Consider the following 16,015-nt stretch of genomic DNA (forward strand, 5'->3'; position numbering starts at 1 on the left):
TCGTCGATTACGCGGGTTGCAGTTCGCTTTTGACCTTGCCGGCCTCCATGCGCACCAGTTGATCGGCCACGTCGAAGTAGCGGTCATCGTGGGAGATGACGATGATGGTTTTGCCCAGGCGCTTCAGGTCGGGCAGCAGCTCGGTGTAGAAAATGCGGCGGAAGGTCGGGTCCTGATCGGCCGCCCATTCATCGAACACCAGCACCGGTCGTTCTTCGAGCCAGGCATTGACCAGCGCCAGGCGTTTGCGTTGGCCGGTGGAAAGATCGGTGGTGCTGAACGCGCCGTCGCGCACACTGACCTTGTGCGCGATCTCCAGGCGTTCGAGGTAGCGCGTGGCATCCTGCGGCACTTGCCGGTCGCCCTGAATCAGGTCATCGAACAGGTAATAGTCGGCAAATATCGTGGTGAAGTTCTGCCGGTAGTCATCGCGGTTGAGGGTGGTGATCGGCTGGTCGTTCACGCGGATCTCGCCCTCGGTGGGCGCGTAAAGACCCAGCAGCAGTTTGATCAGCGTGGTTTTGCCGCAGCCGTTTTCACCGACGATGAACACAATGTCGCCTTGCTCGATACGCAGGTTGACCGGCCCGAGACGGAAGGGCTCGCTGCCTTCCACTGGCGGGAAAGCGTAACGCACGTTGCTCAGTTCCAGGCTGTGGACCGGGCCGGGTTTGTGGCCCTGATCCTCCAGCAGCAGGTGCGGCTCCGGGGAGGAAAATTGTTCGCTGAGCTCGGCGATCCGGCGAAACGCAATCTGCGCCCGGCTGATGATTGGCAGCGTGCTGACCAGATGTTCCAGCGGTCCTTTCATGTACAGCAGCACCAACACAAAACCGCTCATCACGGCTTTGTCGGAACTGGGCCAGAACGATTGCAGGGCCAGCGCCAAGCCGATGACCACGAAGAACAGCATCGAGCCGAACGACTTGGCAATGACGAAGGTATTGATCGAGCGGATCTGCGTGTCACAGATTTTCTCGGCGGTCTTCTGGATGCCGGACACGAACATGCGCTGACGCCGCGGGCGGTGGATGCGCAGTTCCTTGGCCCCTTCGGCGATGGCGTTGTAGTGCTTTTGCAGCTCGTCTTCGGAGTCTCGCGCCGCATAGAAACCGCGCATGCCCTTGGCCCGCGCGATGGCCTGGATGGTGGTGCCGATGGCGATGGCCACCAGCATCATCAGAAACATCGGCCACGACAGCATCGCCAAATAGCCGAGGCAACCCAGGGTCACGGTCAGGGAAATCGCCAATGGCGCGAAGGCGAAGGCGAAATCGCTGATGGTGTCCACGTCATGGGTCAGCACCGGGATCAACCGGTGGCTGCGGTAGCGCTCGATCTGGTCGATCGGCGCCGACAGCACTTTCTCCCCCAGCTCTTTGCGCAGCCTGGCGATGATGTGCTGACCGACGTAGTTGGTGCCGATGTCAGACAGAATCGAGGTCAGCAGCGCCAGCACGCACAGTCCGGCGAAAATCATCACCACGGTGCGGGTCAGGCCGTTAGCGGAGTGCAGGGCATTGTTGATGGTCGCCAGCAACACGGTGACGCTCAGGCCACCGATCATGCCGAGCACGATGGACACAGAGACGATCAGGCGGAAGGGCTTGAGCAGGGCGAACAATTCGTTGATCGCCCCACGCGTTGGCTTGGTCATGGAGGATTCCTGCTTCGATGCGGAGTGCGGAGGGAGTGCCGGTACTTAAGGAAAACGAATGGTCCGGGACTTTATTTAAACGGCTAAAGACGGTAATGCCCGTAGGAGCCAGGCTTGCCGGCGAAGGCGTCCTTGAGAACGCCTTCGCCGGCAAGCCTGGCTCCTACGAAAAAGCGGGGCAAGCCCCCTCGCCACAAAGGATTCAGAGCTCACGCACTACACGAAACCCCAGCCAGTCACCGCTGCTGGTGGGCAGGCTGCTGTTGCGATTGCCGGAGCGGGAAAACACCGGCGCTTCGCCCCAGTCGTTGCCGCGCATGACCTGGCGTTTGCAGTTCTGCTCCAGCCACGGACTGCCATCGCTGGGCACGCCGACATAGTCTTCGCGGTAGCAGTCGGCGACCCACTCATAAACGTTGCCGTGCATGTCGAACACACCAAAGGCGTTGGCCGGGAAGGTGCCGGCAGGGGAGGTGAAGTTGTAGCCGTCGGCGGCGCCGTAGGTGTTGGCGTTTTTGGAGATCTGGTAGTCGGCGCCTTCATCGAACGCAAACGGGAAAGACCCGGTACTGCCAGCGCGGGCGGCGTACTCACGGATCGACTCGCTGGGCATGCGATAGGCATGACCGGTTTTCTTCGACAGCCAGGCAATGTAGCCCTCGGCTTCGGCCACGCTCATGCACACGGCCGGGTGGCGCGCAGTCTGTTTGAAGCTGGGTTTTCCGGCGGTGCAGCGACGGCCCGGGCGATCATCGAAGTCGGCGGGGGTGTTGCCGGTGGCGCGCACGTACGCATCCCATTCGCCGGCCAGTACCTGGAAGCGGCTGATGGCGAAAGGGCGGGTGAAGGTCACTTCATGCCGCGGACCTTCATCGGGCTGGTGGCCGACTTCATCCTCTGGCGTGCCCATGGTGTAGCGGCCGGCGGGCAGCACGACCATTTCCGGACAGTCCTTGCAGTCCTTGAACACCTTGCCGGGGGCGGGCGGGTTCGCGGCCTGGGCGGCGCCGGGCAGCAGACCGGCGAGCAGGGCGGTCAGTGCCAGGGTCGATAGGGTTCGCAGGGAAGAGGGCATATGCAGCGTTTTCATAAGTCGTCTCGGTTAAAGGAAAACTGTGCCTCGCAGCGAGGGTTCACGCGGAGCGCTTTTTGCCCAGCACGTCGATGAAATGGTCCACCTCGGCTTCGGTATTCAGCAGGCCCGGCGCGGTGCGGATCACCGGGCCGACATCGCGGCTGACCGCATCGCTGACAATCCGGTTTTGCAGCAGGTGAGCGGCCACCGCATCGCTGTCCTGACCCTTGACCCGGAAGAAGCTGAAGCCCGCCGAAAATTTCGGATCGACCGGGGTGACCAGTTCAACGCCCGGCTGCTCCAGCAATCGTTGTTTCAGGTAGCTATTGAGTTGATGGATGCGCGCCTGGACGTCGGCCTTGCCCAGTTCCAGGTGCAATTTGAATGCTTCATCCACGGCCCAGCGATGTTCGAAGGCGTGATAACCGCCCGGGGACATGATGGTGGAAAAGGTCGTGGCTTCGGAGAAGGTCGGCACGCTCGGGCTGACGTACTTGAGTTCTTCGCTGCGGCTGCAAACGATGCCGGTGCCGCGGGGGCCGAACATCCATTTGTGGGTGCCGGCAATGAAAAAGTCGCAGTTCATCGCCGGGAAACTCAGGTCTTCGACGCCGAAACCGTGCACGCCATCGACCACGTAAACGATCCGGTCCTTGTCGTCGCGCTGGCGATTGTGTTCATCGACGAGGCCGGCGATGTCGCTGATCGGCAGCTTCACGCCACTGCCCGAGTGCACCCAGGTCATGCCCAGCACGCGGGTCTCGGGGCGGATGTTGCGGTTGATGGTATCCAGCACCTGATCGGTCGAGATCGACTGTGTTTGCTCGAACAACTGAATTTTGCGCACTCGGGTGCCATCGCGCTGGTTGCGAAAATGCAGGATATTGTTCGTGGAATAGTGCTCGTGAACCGTGGTGAGGATTTCCTGATCCGGGCGCACTTGCACACCGCCATAAATCATCGCCAGGCCTTCGGTGGTGCTGCCGGTGAGGGCGATCTGGGTCGGTTTGGCCTGCAAATACCGGCTGGCCCAGAGTCGCACGTTTTCTTCGCGCCGCTCGGTCACACCCAAGTCCCAGTCCATGGCTAGCCCGGGATTTTTATCGAGCTCGGCGCGGTGACGGGCGATGGCCTCGCGCACGGGTTTGGGGTGGGAGGTCACCAGAAAATTGGCGAAGTGGATGTAGTTCGGGTCCTGGTCGAACAACTGACGCAATTGCGCCCATTTGTCCCGGTGCAGGGTTTGCATCTGCGCGACGGCGACCGGTGAGCCGAGGCTGGCACCCAACGGCAGGCCGGCGGCGAGGATCCCGGCCTGTTTCAGAAAGGTCCGACGGTCACTCATGGCTTGATCGTGTCCTGGCGAGAAATCAGTGTGGGCTTCGCGGCTTTTTGCACCTGTTCCCAGACCCGCAGGAAGTTACCACCCCAGAGCTTGGCGATATCGGCTTCGGAATAACCGCGCTGGATCAGTTCGGCAGTGACGTTGCGGATTTCGCCGACATTTTCCCAGCCCTTGATGCCGCCGCCGTCGTTGAAGTCCGAAGCGATGCCGACGTGATCGATGCCGACCTTGCGCACGGTGTAATCGATGGCGTCGCCGAGGTCCTTGAGCGTGGCCTTGGGTTCTTCCTCAAGAATGGCGTACAGGCCGCTGGCGTATTGACCGAGCTTCTGTTCAGACCAGGCGGTGATGATCGCGTCGCCCGGCATCAGCGCCATTGCCAGGTTGGGCAATGGCGGCAGATCGAAACGCGTGCGCAGGGCGTTGAGTTTGTCCTGTGTGCCTTGGGTCAGCGGTTTGAGGTATTGCGAGAAGCCGACCACCTGCACCACGCCGCCGCTGTTCTTGATCAGCTGCAGCTCTTTGTCGCTGAGGTTGCGCGGGATGTCCACCGAAGCCCGTGGCGCCGAGTGCGAGGCTACCATCGGCGTGCGACTCAGTTGCGCCACTTGTTCCAGGCCTTTGGTCGACATCTGCGACACATCAATGATCACGCCCAAATCGTTGAGGCGTTGCACCGCTTGTTTGCCGATGTCCGATAGCCCATCGAGGGCATCGGGGGAGTCGTTGAAAAACGGCAGCGGTCGTGACGAATCGGCCCAGCTGTTGTTGCCGATGTAGCTGAAACCGAACATGCGCATGCCGCGAGCAGCCCACAGGTCCAGTTTGCTCAGATCATTGCCCAGCGGGTAGGCGTTGAGCATGCTGATGAAAATCGCAAACTTGCCTTCGCCGTGCAGGCGCCGGAAGTCGTCGGGGGTGTAGGCGATGCCGACCTGATTGGGGAAATCGCGCACCAGGCCGGAGATGATTTTGTAGCGTACTTCCTGCTGGTTGCGTGCTTCTTCGACGAAACCGTCGGTGGGCCTGTGCGGTGCGTTCGGGCCGTTCCACATTTCCGGCCAGCCAAAGACCGTCAGGGCCGCGCCGGACAGTCGGCCACGGTTGGCCTTGATCAAATCGAACTGCCCGGAACCGTCCTTGTCGGCCTCGTTGCCGTGGGCGCCGAAACTCAGGGGGACGGTGATATGGCTGTCGAAGGAAAGGATCCGCCCCTGCAGTTCGGTGGCCTGTTTCATGACCTTGACCGGGTAGCCGGGATTGTCCTTGAACCCGTAATCCCAGACCAGCCAGCCTGCGCCGGCACTGATGGCCAGGGCCAGTGGCAGGCCGAGGTACAGAGCCTTTTTCGAACGTGTTTTTGTCATCGCCATCTCAGTCAGGTTCGCCGCCCCGGTGCAGGCGCAGGGGCCTTTGCTATGTGGGAAGGACGAGTGACCGGCACAGGAATTTAGGTGGCCGTTGGAAAGATCGCAGGCTGCGCCAACTCCTACATTTGAAATGCGATCCCTTTGGAGCTGCCGAAGGCTGCGATCTTTTGATCTTGATCTCTGGTGGCCCCGAAAAGATCGCAGCCTTCGGCAGCTACAGGGGGCGCATTTAAATTTGTAGAGGCAACAAACGTTCTAGTTTGGATAAAGCCTGCTTCATGGCTGACACAGGTAGGGCAATGACGATTTCTCGACGCTGGTTCATGGCGGGCCTGGCGCTCACGAGCGCTGCGGTGCCTGCCGCTTTTTATGCACATCGTGAGCTGACCTGGGAAAAGGAACCGATCACGCCGGGGGAGGCCACGGTCGACCTGGCCAGCACCGCCGGGCAGCAACTGGCGGACAGCTTGCGCGGAGTCTGGGACATTCGTTTTGTCGGCAGCGATGCCGGGCTTGATGGCTTGCCGCAGGACGGGCTGGAGCTGTTTCTCGACATTGCCCATCGCGGGCGCGGGTTGCGCGGTTGCCTGGACACCGGCACTCACCTGCGCGAGGAAGGCCAGCCGCGCTATCAAGTCATCGGCGATCTGGCACCGGCCAATGGCGCCGAACTGTACTGGCGGCTGATGCGCACCAATGCCCCTCTGGTGGCGCCGGTGTATGAATTCAAGGCAAAGCTCGACGAAGTCTGGGCCGCTTTCGGTAACGCCGGCAGCGGCACGTTCAGCGGCCAGGTGCTGAGCCTGAATCGCCCATTGGGTTTGCCCGAACTCGATAACCGCTTTATCGCCATCAAGCGCCGGTTTCCCGAAGCGCGGGAGCGAACCGCCCTCAACCCGGCGTTTCTGGCGTGGCTGGTGTCCCCCGAGCATCGATTGTTTCATCAGCTCTGGCACGCGTCCCGGGACAAATGGCACAAGCTCTCGGAGAAAAAGCGCGAGGCGTTGCGCGGTATCGGCTGGCAACCCGGCCCGCGGGACAAGGAGCGTGATGCCCGCGGGCCGCGCAAGGACCGAAACGGCTCGGGCATCGATTTTTTCTTCATGCACCGGCACATGCTCGGCATCGCCCGGTCCATGCAGGATTTACCTTCATGGCCGGCGTTCCCCTTGCCGCAGCCGGAACTCGAGCGTGATCGCCAGGGCTTCGCGCGCTATTTCGACAATCACGATGGCAATGCCTTGCCGCCAACCTGGTTGACCGAGGGCGATGACGAATACACCAAGTGGGTCAGTGACATCAAAGCCGCAGAGACCTATCACAGCAACTTCCAGGTCTGGGAGTCGCAGTACTGCGATCCGCGTTACCTGTCGAAACTGACCCTCGGCCAGTTCGGCTCGGAGGTCGAACTGGGCCTGCACGACTGGTTGCACATGCGCTGGGCGTCGGTGGCCCGGGACCCGTCCAACGAGATACCGGTGCCGATGGCCCGGGATCAGGCCGACTTCGCGGCGCGCTGGTATGCCCCGGAAAACGATTTTCTCGGCGATCCGTTTTCGTCCCACGTCAACCCGGTGTTCTGGCGTTTCCACGGCTGGATCGACGATCGCATCGAAGACTGGTTCCGCGCCCATGAGCGTTTTCACCCGGGCGAGCTGAGCCGCCTGGAGGTCAATGGCGTGCCGTGGTTTGCGCCGGGGCGTTGGGTGGAAGTGGACGACCCGTGGCTCGGCCCGGACACCCACGGTTGCAGCACGACCCCGGGCCTGCAAACGGGGCGCTCGGTGGAAATGGACCCCGAAACCATGAAGCTGGCGTTGCGCATCACCTTTGGCGATGAAGACAACATGAGTGACCTGTTGCGCAAAGTGCCACGACGGCCATGGTATGCGCGGCATTTGAAGGTCAAGGGATGGCCGGTTTAATCAGATAGACCGCGTTATCGTTCTTCGCGAGCAAGCCCGCACACATTTGATCTTCATCGAGCACAAGGTTTGTGTACGACGCAGACCTAATGTGGGAGCGGGCTTGCTCGCGAAGGCGATATCAAACTCACACTGAACTAAAGCACCTGCCACCCCCCACCCAACGCCTTGTACAGCGCAATACTGGCCTGCAACCGCGACAATCTCAGCTGCACATTCATATCCTGGGCGGCATACAGCGTGCGCTGGGTTTGCAGCACCGTGAGCAGGTCTTCGGCACCGGCCTGGTAACGGCTCTGGGCGATGTCGAAAGCGCTCTGCGCCTGGCTCAATTCTTCCCCTTGCCACTGACGTTGTTCGTCCAGCCCATGAATGCTGTTGAGGGCTTTTTCCACATCGGCGAAGCCATTGATGATTGCCCCGCGATAGGTTTCCAGAAGTTCCTGTTGACGCGCCGTGGCTTTGTCGCGGGCGGCGCTGAGGCGGCCATTGTTGAAAACCGGCGCCACCAGTCCCGAGGACAGGTTGTAAAAGGTGGTGCGCAACAAATCTGAAGCCAGGTCCGCGCCGGTGCCCAGGCTGGCGGTGAGCGTCAGGGTGGGCAGCATCGCCGCGCGGGCGACGGTCACATCGGCTTGGGCGGCGGCGAGTTTGGCTTCGGCGCTGGCGATGTCCGGGCGGCGGCTCAACAGTTCACTGGGTACGCCGCTGGCAATTTCCGGCCAATGCAATTGATCGAACGGCTGCTCTGTCAGCGTCAGTGCCTGCACCGGTTGGCCGAGCAGGGCGGCGAGGGTGATCCGCGCTTCCCGGGCTTGTTGCTGCACCAGCGGCAGTTTGCGTTGCTGTTCGGCCACCAGGCTTTTTTGCTGCGCCAGTTCCAGTGCGGTGGCGCTGCCGGCGTCGTAACGGGTCTGCACCAATCGCAAAACGCTTTGGGCGTTGGCCAGGTTCAGCTCGGCGATCCGCTGCTGCTCACGTAACGACAGGGCCTGGGTGTAGCTGTTGGCCACGCCGCTTTGCAAGGTCAGCTCCACGGTGGCCCGATCGAACTCGCTGGCCTGCAAGCCGAGCAGGGCACTGTCCCGGGCCGCCCGTTTGCCGCCCCAGAAATCGATTTCGTAACTGGCGCTCAGCTCTGCATCGTAATAATTCAGCGAGCGATTATCGGGGCTGACGTCCAGTTGGCTATACCCCTTGCCATGCAGCAAACGTTGGCGATTGGCGTTGAGGCCGGCCTTGAGTTCGGGCAGCAACGGGGCGCCGGCGATGGCGGCGCTGGCCTGGGCCTGCTGCACCCGGGCGACGGCGGCAGCCAGGTCATGGCTGCCCACGCGGGCCTGTTCGATCAGGCGATTCAGTTGTGGACTGCCGAACTGCATCCACCATTGCCGATTGCTGTGTGCTGCGGCCGCGGTGCTCGGCGATTGCCAGGCGGCGGGTGGTTGCAGGCCGCTGTCGGGGCGCGGCGCAGGGTTGCTGCAGGCGGCCAGCAACAGGCTGGCGGCCAGAAGGGTCAGGGGCACTTTCATAGGTCGATCATTCACTGGTAAGGGCCGTGACCGGATCGAGCCGGGCAGCCTTGCGGGCAGGCATGAAGCCGAAGATGACACCGGTGACCAGGGCGCAGCCGAAGGCGCCGAGCACGGCGATCAACTGGAACGCGACCGCGACATTGCTCAGCAGCAGCACGCCACCGACCAACAGCGCCAGACCGATCCCGGCGACACCGCCGACCACCGAAAGCATCACCGCCTCGGTGAGAAACTGGCGCAGGATGTCGCGCTGACGGGCGCCGGTGGCCATGCGAATACCGATTTCCCGGGTGCGTTCGCGCACCGTCATCAGCATGATGTTCATGACGCCGATGCCGCCGACCAGCAGCGAAATCGCCGCAATCGAACCAAGCATCAATGACAGCGTGCCCTGGGTGCGGGCCTCGGCCTGGATCATGGCGGCGTTGTTGGTCAGCTCGAAATCACGCGTGCCCTTGTGCTCGCGCAGCATCGTTTGTTCAATCGCCTGCTCGGCCTCCTTGACCTTGCGCGCATCCTTGGCGGCTATCACCACATATTCCGGATTGCGGCTGCCAAACAGACGCACGCTGGCGGCCGAGTAGGGCACGGCGATGCGGTTATCGCTGTCGGAGTCGCCGGAGCTGGAGCCTTTTTCGGCCAGCACGCCGAGCACCTGAAACGGCACGTTTTCGATCAGGATGTACTGGCCGATCGGGTCGCTCAGGTCTTTGAACAGCTTCTCCCGGACCTTGTGGCCGATCACCGCGACCGCGGCGGCGCTGTCTTCATCGGCCTGGGTGAAATAGCCGCCCTGAACCACCGGCCAATTGAAAATACTCGGGAAGTTGGTGTCGTTGCCGCCCACATAGGCGGTGTGATCGGCGTTGCCGAAGCGCACACCGGCCGTCGAGCCGTTGACCGGCATGATCCGCTGCACCTGGGGCAGATTGGCGAGCGCGGCGACGTCGTTGAGGGTAATGATCCCGGGCGGCGTACGCGGATTGGGCGCTGCGCCGCTGAGGTAAATGATGTTGGAGCCGAAGGCGCCCATCTGCGCCATTACTTGCCGCTTGCTGCCTTCGCCCACCGCCAGCATCACCACCACCGACGCGACGCCAATGACAATCCCCAGCAGCGTCAGGGCGGTGCGGAAGCGGTTGATCCACATCACGCGCCAGGCCGCCTGAACCGCGTCCACCAGTTCGCCTTTCCAGGCGCCATTGGCTTCGCTGCCGGCACTCAGGCGTTGACGCAGGTCCACGGCTTGCAGCGCACCGGGGCGGACCGTACGCGGGGCATCCGAAGGATGTGTGGCGGTATCGCTGATGATCAGACCGTCGCGGATTTCGATGACCCGGTTGGCACGCTTGGCCACTTCGCGGTCGTGGGTGATCAGGATCACCACATGCCCCTGACTGGCCAGTTCATCGAGCAGGCTCATGACTTCGGCGCCGCTGTGGCTGTCGAGGGCGCCGGTGGGTTCGTCGGCGAGGATGATGTGGCCGCCGTTCATCAAGGCGCGGGCGATCGATACCCGTTGCTGTTGACCGCCGGAGAGCTGATGTGGACGATTGCCGGTGCGCGAACCCAGGCCGAGGCGCTCGAGCAGGGCCGCCGCGCGGGCATGGCGTTCGTCCGCCGGGGTGCCGGCATAAATGGCTGGCATCTCGACGTTTTCCTGGGCCGATCCGGACGGGATCAGGTGGTAACCCTGAAACACGAAGCCGAAGGCCTCGCGCCGTAGCCACGCCAGTTCATCACTGCCCAGGCCCGCGACGTTTTCCCCGGCGAACAGATAGTCGCCGCGGGTGGGGCGGTCGAGGCAGCCGAGGATATTCATCAGGGTCGATTTGCCGGAGCCGGAAGCGCCGACGATGGCGACAAATTCGCCAGCATGGATCGACAGGTCGATGCCACGCAGCACTTCCACCAAGGGGCTGTCACCACCGCCATAGGCTTTGCGGATCTGTCGCAGATCAATCAGGGGCGTTTGCATTCAGCCTCCGCTGCCGGTGAGCGGAGCACTCAGCACGTGATCGCCTTCCGCCAGCCCGTCGAGAATCTGCGTGCGTAACCGATCGCTGATCCCGGTGCGAACCTCGCGGCGCTGAACCTCGCCGTTAGCGGCCACCACTTGCGCCACTTGGCGATCCGCTGCGGTACCGTTTTGCAGGGCCGCGGTGGGCACCGTCAGCACGTTCTGGGCTTGCTGGGCGACGAAAAATACCTGGGCGGTCATGTCGGTCATCAAGGCGTTGTCGGCATTGTCGACATCCAGCAACACGGTGTAGAGCACCACCCGTTCGCTGCCGCTGCGACCACTGGTGGGGCTGCCCTGCGTCTGTTCGAGCGGGCGCGGCGGCACTGGCAAAATCTGCCGCACGGTGCTGCTCCAGCGCCGGCTGCCACCGCTGAGCGTGGTGAACCAGGCGGTCATGCCGGGTTTGACCTGGCCGATATCGGCCTCGGAGACCTCGGCCCATACGGTCATCGGTGACAACCGGGCGATGCGCAATATCAGCGGCGTCTGTTGTTGTGCATTGAGCGTCTGGCCTTCCCGGGCGCCGACGGCGACCACCGTGCCGGACATCGGCGCGTAGATCCGTGTGTAACCCAGCTCCGCTTCATCGCTGCGCAAACTGGCCTGGGCTTGACGAATCTGCGCCTGGAACCTGTCGATGCGCGCTTGGGTCGCCCGCACTTCGGCGCGGGCGGTTTGCACATCCTCTTCGCGGGTCGCGCCGCCGGCCTTGAGGTTCTGCTGACGCTGATACTTTTGCTGTGCCAGGTCGTGCTGGGCGCGCTGCTCTTGTAGCTGGGCCTTGAGGTTGTCGATGGAAAAGCGCCCGGCGTCGAGTTTGGCTTTCTGGGTAGAGGGGTCGATCTCCACCAGCAATTGGCCTTCCTTGATCTGATCGCCGGCCTCGACATGAATCTTCTGGATCTGCCCGGACGCCTGGGCGCCGACGTCGACGTAACGTCGCGGTTGCAGGGTGCCGAGGGCGGTTACGCTGTTTTCGATATCGGCGCGGGTCACGGCGGCGGTGGCCAGTTTCTCACGCCCCGGCGGGATCACTTGCCAGGCGGCCAGGGCCATAGCGGGGATCAGGCACAGAGCGACAAACAGGGCGCGGCGGGTAGGGCGGGGACGTTTCATGCGGGGTTCCAGCCGGTGAAAATCGGCCCGTCGCTCGGCGAGCGCGGCAGTGACCGGCGCCGCTGAACGCTGTCGGTGGACCGACAGACACGGGAAGCTGTCCTGTAAACGAGAACCCCGAACGGGAATTTAAGCCTTGATGCATGGCGTTACAGGTCGGCAAATGAGGTTATTTCTCAGGTAAATGGATCCAGTGCTTTAAATCTATATGAGAATTACTATAAATTACGCCCCTTGCGCGCTGCCATCATCGTGCCGCCATCTCTTTTATGGCGCAGATCTGGCTCAAGGACTGGGAGTCATGTTGGAAAACTACTATCGCGAGCTGGTGAGTTTCCTGAACGCCAAGCTAGGCAACCGTCAGGTGGCCGAAGATGTGGTGCATGACGCTTATCTGCGGGTGCTGGAGCGTTCCAGTGAGACGCCGATCGAACAACCCCGGGCGTTTCTTTATCGCACCGCGCTCAATCTGGTGATCGACGACCACCGACGCAATGCCTTGCGGCAGGTCGAATCCCTGGACGTGCTCGACAGCGAAGAGCGCTACTTCACGCCATCCCCCCACAACAGCCTCGATCACGGTCAACGCCTGGACATGCTCCAGCGCGCGCTGGCGGAGTTGCCACGCCTGTGTCGCGAGAGTTTTCTTTTGCGCAAGATCGATGGCTTGTCGCACCCGGAAATCGCCGAGCACCTGGGTATTTCCCGGGCGCTGGTGGAAAAGCACATCGTCAATGCGATGAAGCATTGCCGGGTGCGAATGCGTCAGTGGGACGCTCATTGATCGACGCCGGTTAGTAGTAATGCTGTTCACTTAAGCGGATGAAATGATTCTGTGGCGAGGGAGCTTGCTCCCGCTGGGCTGCGCAGCAGGCCTCTTTTGTGAGCGCTTCGCACTCAAGCGGGAGCAAGCTCCCTCGCCACAAGGATTCAGGCAAGCCTTAAGTGAACGGCATTGCCGTTTAGTCAGGCTACGTTAAATTTTTTTTCATTGTCCTCGTTCCTATTCAACAGACGATCTGCTGCCGCACAAGGCCGGTCAGGTCACCCAGGCGTTATCCCCGCTGGTCCGGGGTTCATCCAGAGGACACTGGAAATGACACAGGCAATTGCATCGCCCATCGTTCACGACCTGATCGGCGTCGGTTTCGGCCCTTCGAACCTGGCTCTGGCCATCGCCCTACAAGAGCGCGGGCCGAGCCAGGGCGAGCTGGATGTGCTGTTTCTCGACAAGCAAGCGGACTACCGCTGGCACGGCAATACCCTGGTCACCCAGAGCGAACTGCAGATTTCCTTTCTCAAGGACCTGGTGACGCTGCGTAACCCGACCAGCCCATATTCCTTCGTCAATTACCTCAAGCACCACGGTCGTCTGGTGGACTTCATCAACCTCGGCACCTTCTATCCGTGCCGCATGGAGTACAACGACTACCTGCGCTGGGTCGCCGGGCAATTTACCGAGCAGAGCCGCTATGGCGAGGAAGTGTTGGCCATCGAGCCAGTGTTGCATCAGCAGCAGGTCGAAGCGCTGCGGGTGATCTCGCGTGATACGCAAGGTCTGCAGCATGTGCGCACCACCCGTTCGGTAGTGGTCAGCGCCGGCGGTACACCGCGCATTCCTGAAGCGTTCAAGGCGCTGAAGGATGACGGCCGAGTGTTCCATCACTCCCAGTATCTGGAGCGCATGGCCACGCAGCCGTGCGTGAACAACCAGCCGATGAACATCGCGATTATCGGTGGCGGGCAGAGCGCGGCGGAAGCCTTTATCGACCTGAACGACAGCTTCCCGTCGGTGCAGGTGGACATGATCCTGCGTGGCTCGGCCCTGAAACCGGCCGATGACAGCCCTTTCGTCAACGAAGTGTTCTCGCCGGAGTTCACCGACCTGGTGTTCCAGCAGGCCAGCAGCGAACGCGAGCGTCTGGTCAACGAGTACCACAACACCAACTATTCGGTGGTGGACATCGACCTGATCGAACGCATCTACGGCATCTTCTACCGGCAGAAAGTCTCGGGCATCGCGCGCCATGCGTTCCGTACCCTGACCACCGTCGAAAAAGCCACCGCCACCGAGCGCGGTATCGAGCTGGCGGTGCGCAACAATGCCACCGGTGAAGTCACGGTTCGCCATTACGACGCGGTGGTGCTGGCCACCGGTTACGAGCGTCAGATGCACCGCAAACTGCTGGCACCGCTTGCACAGTACCTGGGTGATTTCGAGGTCGATCGCAACTACAAACTGATCACCGACGAGCGTTGCAAGGCCGGCATTTACATGCAGGGCTTCTGCCAGGCCAGCCACGGTTTGAGCGACACCTTGCTGTCAATCCTGCCGATCCGCGCCGATGAAATCGCCGGTTCGCTGTATGACCATGGCAAGTCGCGTGGGCATGGCCGGTCGGTGATGGATGTGTTGTTGGCCACTGCCAGCTAAATCTTCGGCGCCTGCCAGGCCGCCATCGCGGGCAAGCCCGCTCCCACAGTTTGATCTTCAATCACCAAAGTGGTGTTCACTGAAGATCCCTGTGGGAGCGGGCTTGCCCGCGATGAGGCCCTCAAAAGCACCACAAATCTTGAATCCTGAACCCTTCTGACTAACTCCGCGCTGCAACGGCGCGGCGAAACCCGGCCCGTTCCCTGAGAACCACATGCTGAAGGGATAAGTGACACAGATTTTAGGAAACGTCCTACAGAACGCTTCATGGCTCTTGCGTAGTCTTGCCGCCTCACTCATCAGGCATTGACCTGGAGGCACGCGATGACCAACAAAACCTTGCGTATCCTGATCGCCGACGAACAGCATTTTCATCGAATGAAAACCGAGCGGTTGTTCAATCAGCTCGGTTATTACCGGGTGGCACCGGTGCAAAGCCTTGCGCATATGCTGATCCTGGTCGAGTACGGCTGCGAGCCCTTTGATCTGGTCGTCATTAATGCCCCTCTGGCAGGTGGGGCATTGGACCTGCCTGGGTTCTTCCTCGATAACCGCCAGGTTCGTCACGCCTTGATCTACGCTGGCCGGCAGGTACAGGTCCCTGCTGTTGGTTTTCAGCAGAAGGTTCAGATAAGCCATGATGCGCTCCCGGATTTTGCATCCATTCAACGACTGATGACGCGCATCGATCCGCCTGCGTGTGAAGCTGCACCATCACTGAATCGCGAACAGTATCGGCAACGGATCGGTTGATTTCGGGGACTACCGTTCGTCGGTACTATCATTTCTGTCAGGTACATTCTTTCTGCCTTTCATGCAAAGGTCTTAGCGTAGCCGTTGCGTCCGGTTCGTGGTTATCCGGCGTACATTCGTGCGCAATCGTCAGGTCTTTGCACAGGGAGTTGTCATGAAGTCAGTGCTGATTGCGGACGATCATCCGGTGGTACGCGCCGCAGTCAAAATCGTACTGGAGAAGGAGGGGTTCAAACGGATTCATGAGGCTGCCAGCGGTAGCGAGGCGCTGTCGATGCTCCGGGAGCATTCACCCACGTTGATGGTGCTGGATCTGGTCATGCCCGAAGGCGATGGGCTGGAGCTTCTGGACCGGATCAGTACCAGTGATTGGTCATGTCAGGTACTGGTTTTCACATCCCTGGATCCGCTGTTTTTTCAAGAGCGTTGCATGCGCGCCGGAGCCATGGCGTATGTCTCCAAGACCAACGACCTGAGTCAATTGCAAAAGGCCGTGCATGCGGTGATGACCGGTTACACCTATTTCACACGACTGCCTTCTGGTTCGCAGAACCCTCTGCAACACAGCGAAAAACAGATGATCGACAAACTCTCCAACCGTGAGCTGACGATCCTGCAATACCTGGCCCGGGGTATGACCAACAAAGCGATCGGCGAGCTTATGCACTTGAGCCACAAGACGGTCAGCACCTACAAGACGCGCTTGATCGAAAAGCTCGGGGTGAACGCAGCGGTGCACCTGCGAGACTTCGCCAAGCGTAATAGCTTGATCTGAATGACCC

At 61.3% G+C, this 16,015-nt stretch carries 12 protein-coding genes; 5 read left to right on the top strand and 7 right to left on the bottom strand.

All coding sequences use genetic code 11. From position 1 onward, the window contains the following. Positions 1–7 precede the first annotated feature (7 nt). The 4 genes from AB4O41_RS25930 to pvdM all read right to left on the bottom strand — a co-directional run bounded on the left by AB4O41_RS25930 (position 8) and on the right by pvdM (position 5,444). Positions 8–1,657, bottom strand: a complete 1,650-nt coding sequence (locus tag AB4O41_RS25930) for a cyclic peptide export ABC transporter (protein WP_460145228.1) — start codon at positions 1,655–1,657, stop codon at positions 8–10. Between the two features lie 202 nt (positions 1,658–1,859). After that, positions 1,860–2,747 (bottom strand): dihydropyoverdine dehydrogenase, encoded by an 888-nt coding sequence (pvdO, locus tag AB4O41_RS25935; RefSeq protein WP_460145229.1) that lies wholly within the window; start codon positions 2,745–2,747, stop codon positions 1,860–1,862. Positions 2,748–2,790: 43 nt separating this feature from the next. After that, positions 2,791–4,077: a pyoverdine-tailoring periplasmic protein PvdN gene (gene pvdN, locus AB4O41_RS25940; RefSeq protein ID WP_460145230.1), complete on the bottom strand. Its 1,287-nt coding sequence runs from the start codon at positions 4,075–4,077 to the stop codon at positions 2,791–2,793. Further along, positions 4,074–5,444: a pyoverdine-tailoring dipeptidase-like protein PvdM gene (gene pvdM, locus AB4O41_RS25945; protein WP_460145231.1), complete on the bottom strand. Its 1,371-nt coding sequence runs from the start codon at positions 5,442–5,444 to the stop codon at positions 4,074–4,076. Before pvdM ends, pvdN begins: the two co-directional genes overlap by 4 nt. A gap of 302 nt (positions 5,445–5,746) precedes the next feature. On the opposite strand from pvdM, the gene pvdP reads away from it, so the two are divergent. Beyond that, positions 5,747–7,372 (top strand): pyoverdine maturation tyrosinase PvdP, encoded by a 1,626-nt coding sequence (pvdP, locus tag AB4O41_RS25950; protein ID WP_460145232.1) that lies wholly within the window; start codon positions 5,747–5,749, stop codon positions 7,370–7,372. 137 nt (positions 7,373–7,509) lie between these two features. Here pvdP and AB4O41_RS25955 read toward each other — a convergent pair whose 3' ends face one another. Genes AB4O41_RS25955 through AB4O41_RS25965 form a run of 3 tightly spaced genes read right to left on the bottom strand, consistent with a single transcriptional unit; the run spans position 7,510 to position 12,046 of the window. Then, positions 7,510–8,904, bottom strand: a complete 1,395-nt coding sequence (locus AB4O41_RS25955; protein WP_460145233.1) for an efflux transporter outer membrane subunit — start codon at positions 8,902–8,904, stop codon at positions 7,510–7,512. Between the two features lie 7 nt (positions 8,905–8,911). Then, positions 8,912–10,885: a MacB family efflux pump subunit gene (locus AB4O41_RS25960; RefSeq protein WP_460145234.1), complete on the bottom strand. Its 1,974-nt coding sequence runs from the start codon at positions 10,883–10,885 to the stop codon at positions 8,912–8,914. Beyond that, the gene (locus tag AB4O41_RS25965; RefSeq protein WP_460145235.1) at positions 10,886–12,046 is read right to left on the bottom strand and encodes an efflux RND transporter periplasmic adaptor subunit; all 1,161 of its coding nucleotides are present in this window, start codon (positions 12,044–12,046) and stop codon (positions 10,886–10,888) included. Between the two features lie 301 nt (positions 12,047–12,347). Between AB4O41_RS25965 and AB4O41_RS25970 the strand changes: the two genes are divergently transcribed. The 4 genes from AB4O41_RS25970 to AB4O41_RS25985 all read left to right on the top strand — a co-directional run bounded on the left by AB4O41_RS25970 (position 12,348) and on the right by AB4O41_RS25985 (position 16,008). Beyond that, positions 12,348–12,830: a sigma-70 family RNA polymerase sigma factor gene (locus tag AB4O41_RS25970; RefSeq protein WP_460145236.1), complete on the top strand. Its 483-nt coding sequence runs from the start codon at positions 12,348–12,350 to the stop codon at positions 12,828–12,830. Between the two features lie 312 nt (positions 12,831–13,142). Beyond that, positions 13,143–14,480, top strand: coding sequence for a lysine N(6)-hydroxylase/L-ornithine N(5)-oxygenase family protein (locus AB4O41_RS25975; RefSeq protein ID WP_460145237.1), 1,338 nt, complete (start codon positions 13,143–13,145; stop codon positions 14,478–14,480). Positions 14,481–14,804: 324 nt separating this feature from the next. Continuing rightward, positions 14,805–15,233 carry a response regulator gene (locus AB4O41_RS25980; RefSeq protein WP_460145238.1) on the top strand — a complete coding sequence of 143 codons (429 nt, stop codon included), beginning with the start codon at positions 14,805–14,807 and terminating at the stop codon, positions 15,231–15,233. A 154-nt stretch (positions 15,234–15,387) separates the two neighbouring features. Further along, the gene (locus AB4O41_RS25985) at positions 15,388–16,008 is read left to right on the top strand and encodes a response regulator (RefSeq protein WP_460145239.1); all 621 of its coding nucleotides are present in this window, start codon (positions 15,388–15,390) and stop codon (positions 16,006–16,008) included. Positions 16,009–16,015: the final 7 nt, after the last annotated feature.

This window comes from Pseudomonas sp. S2_A02 (assembly GCF_054668495.1).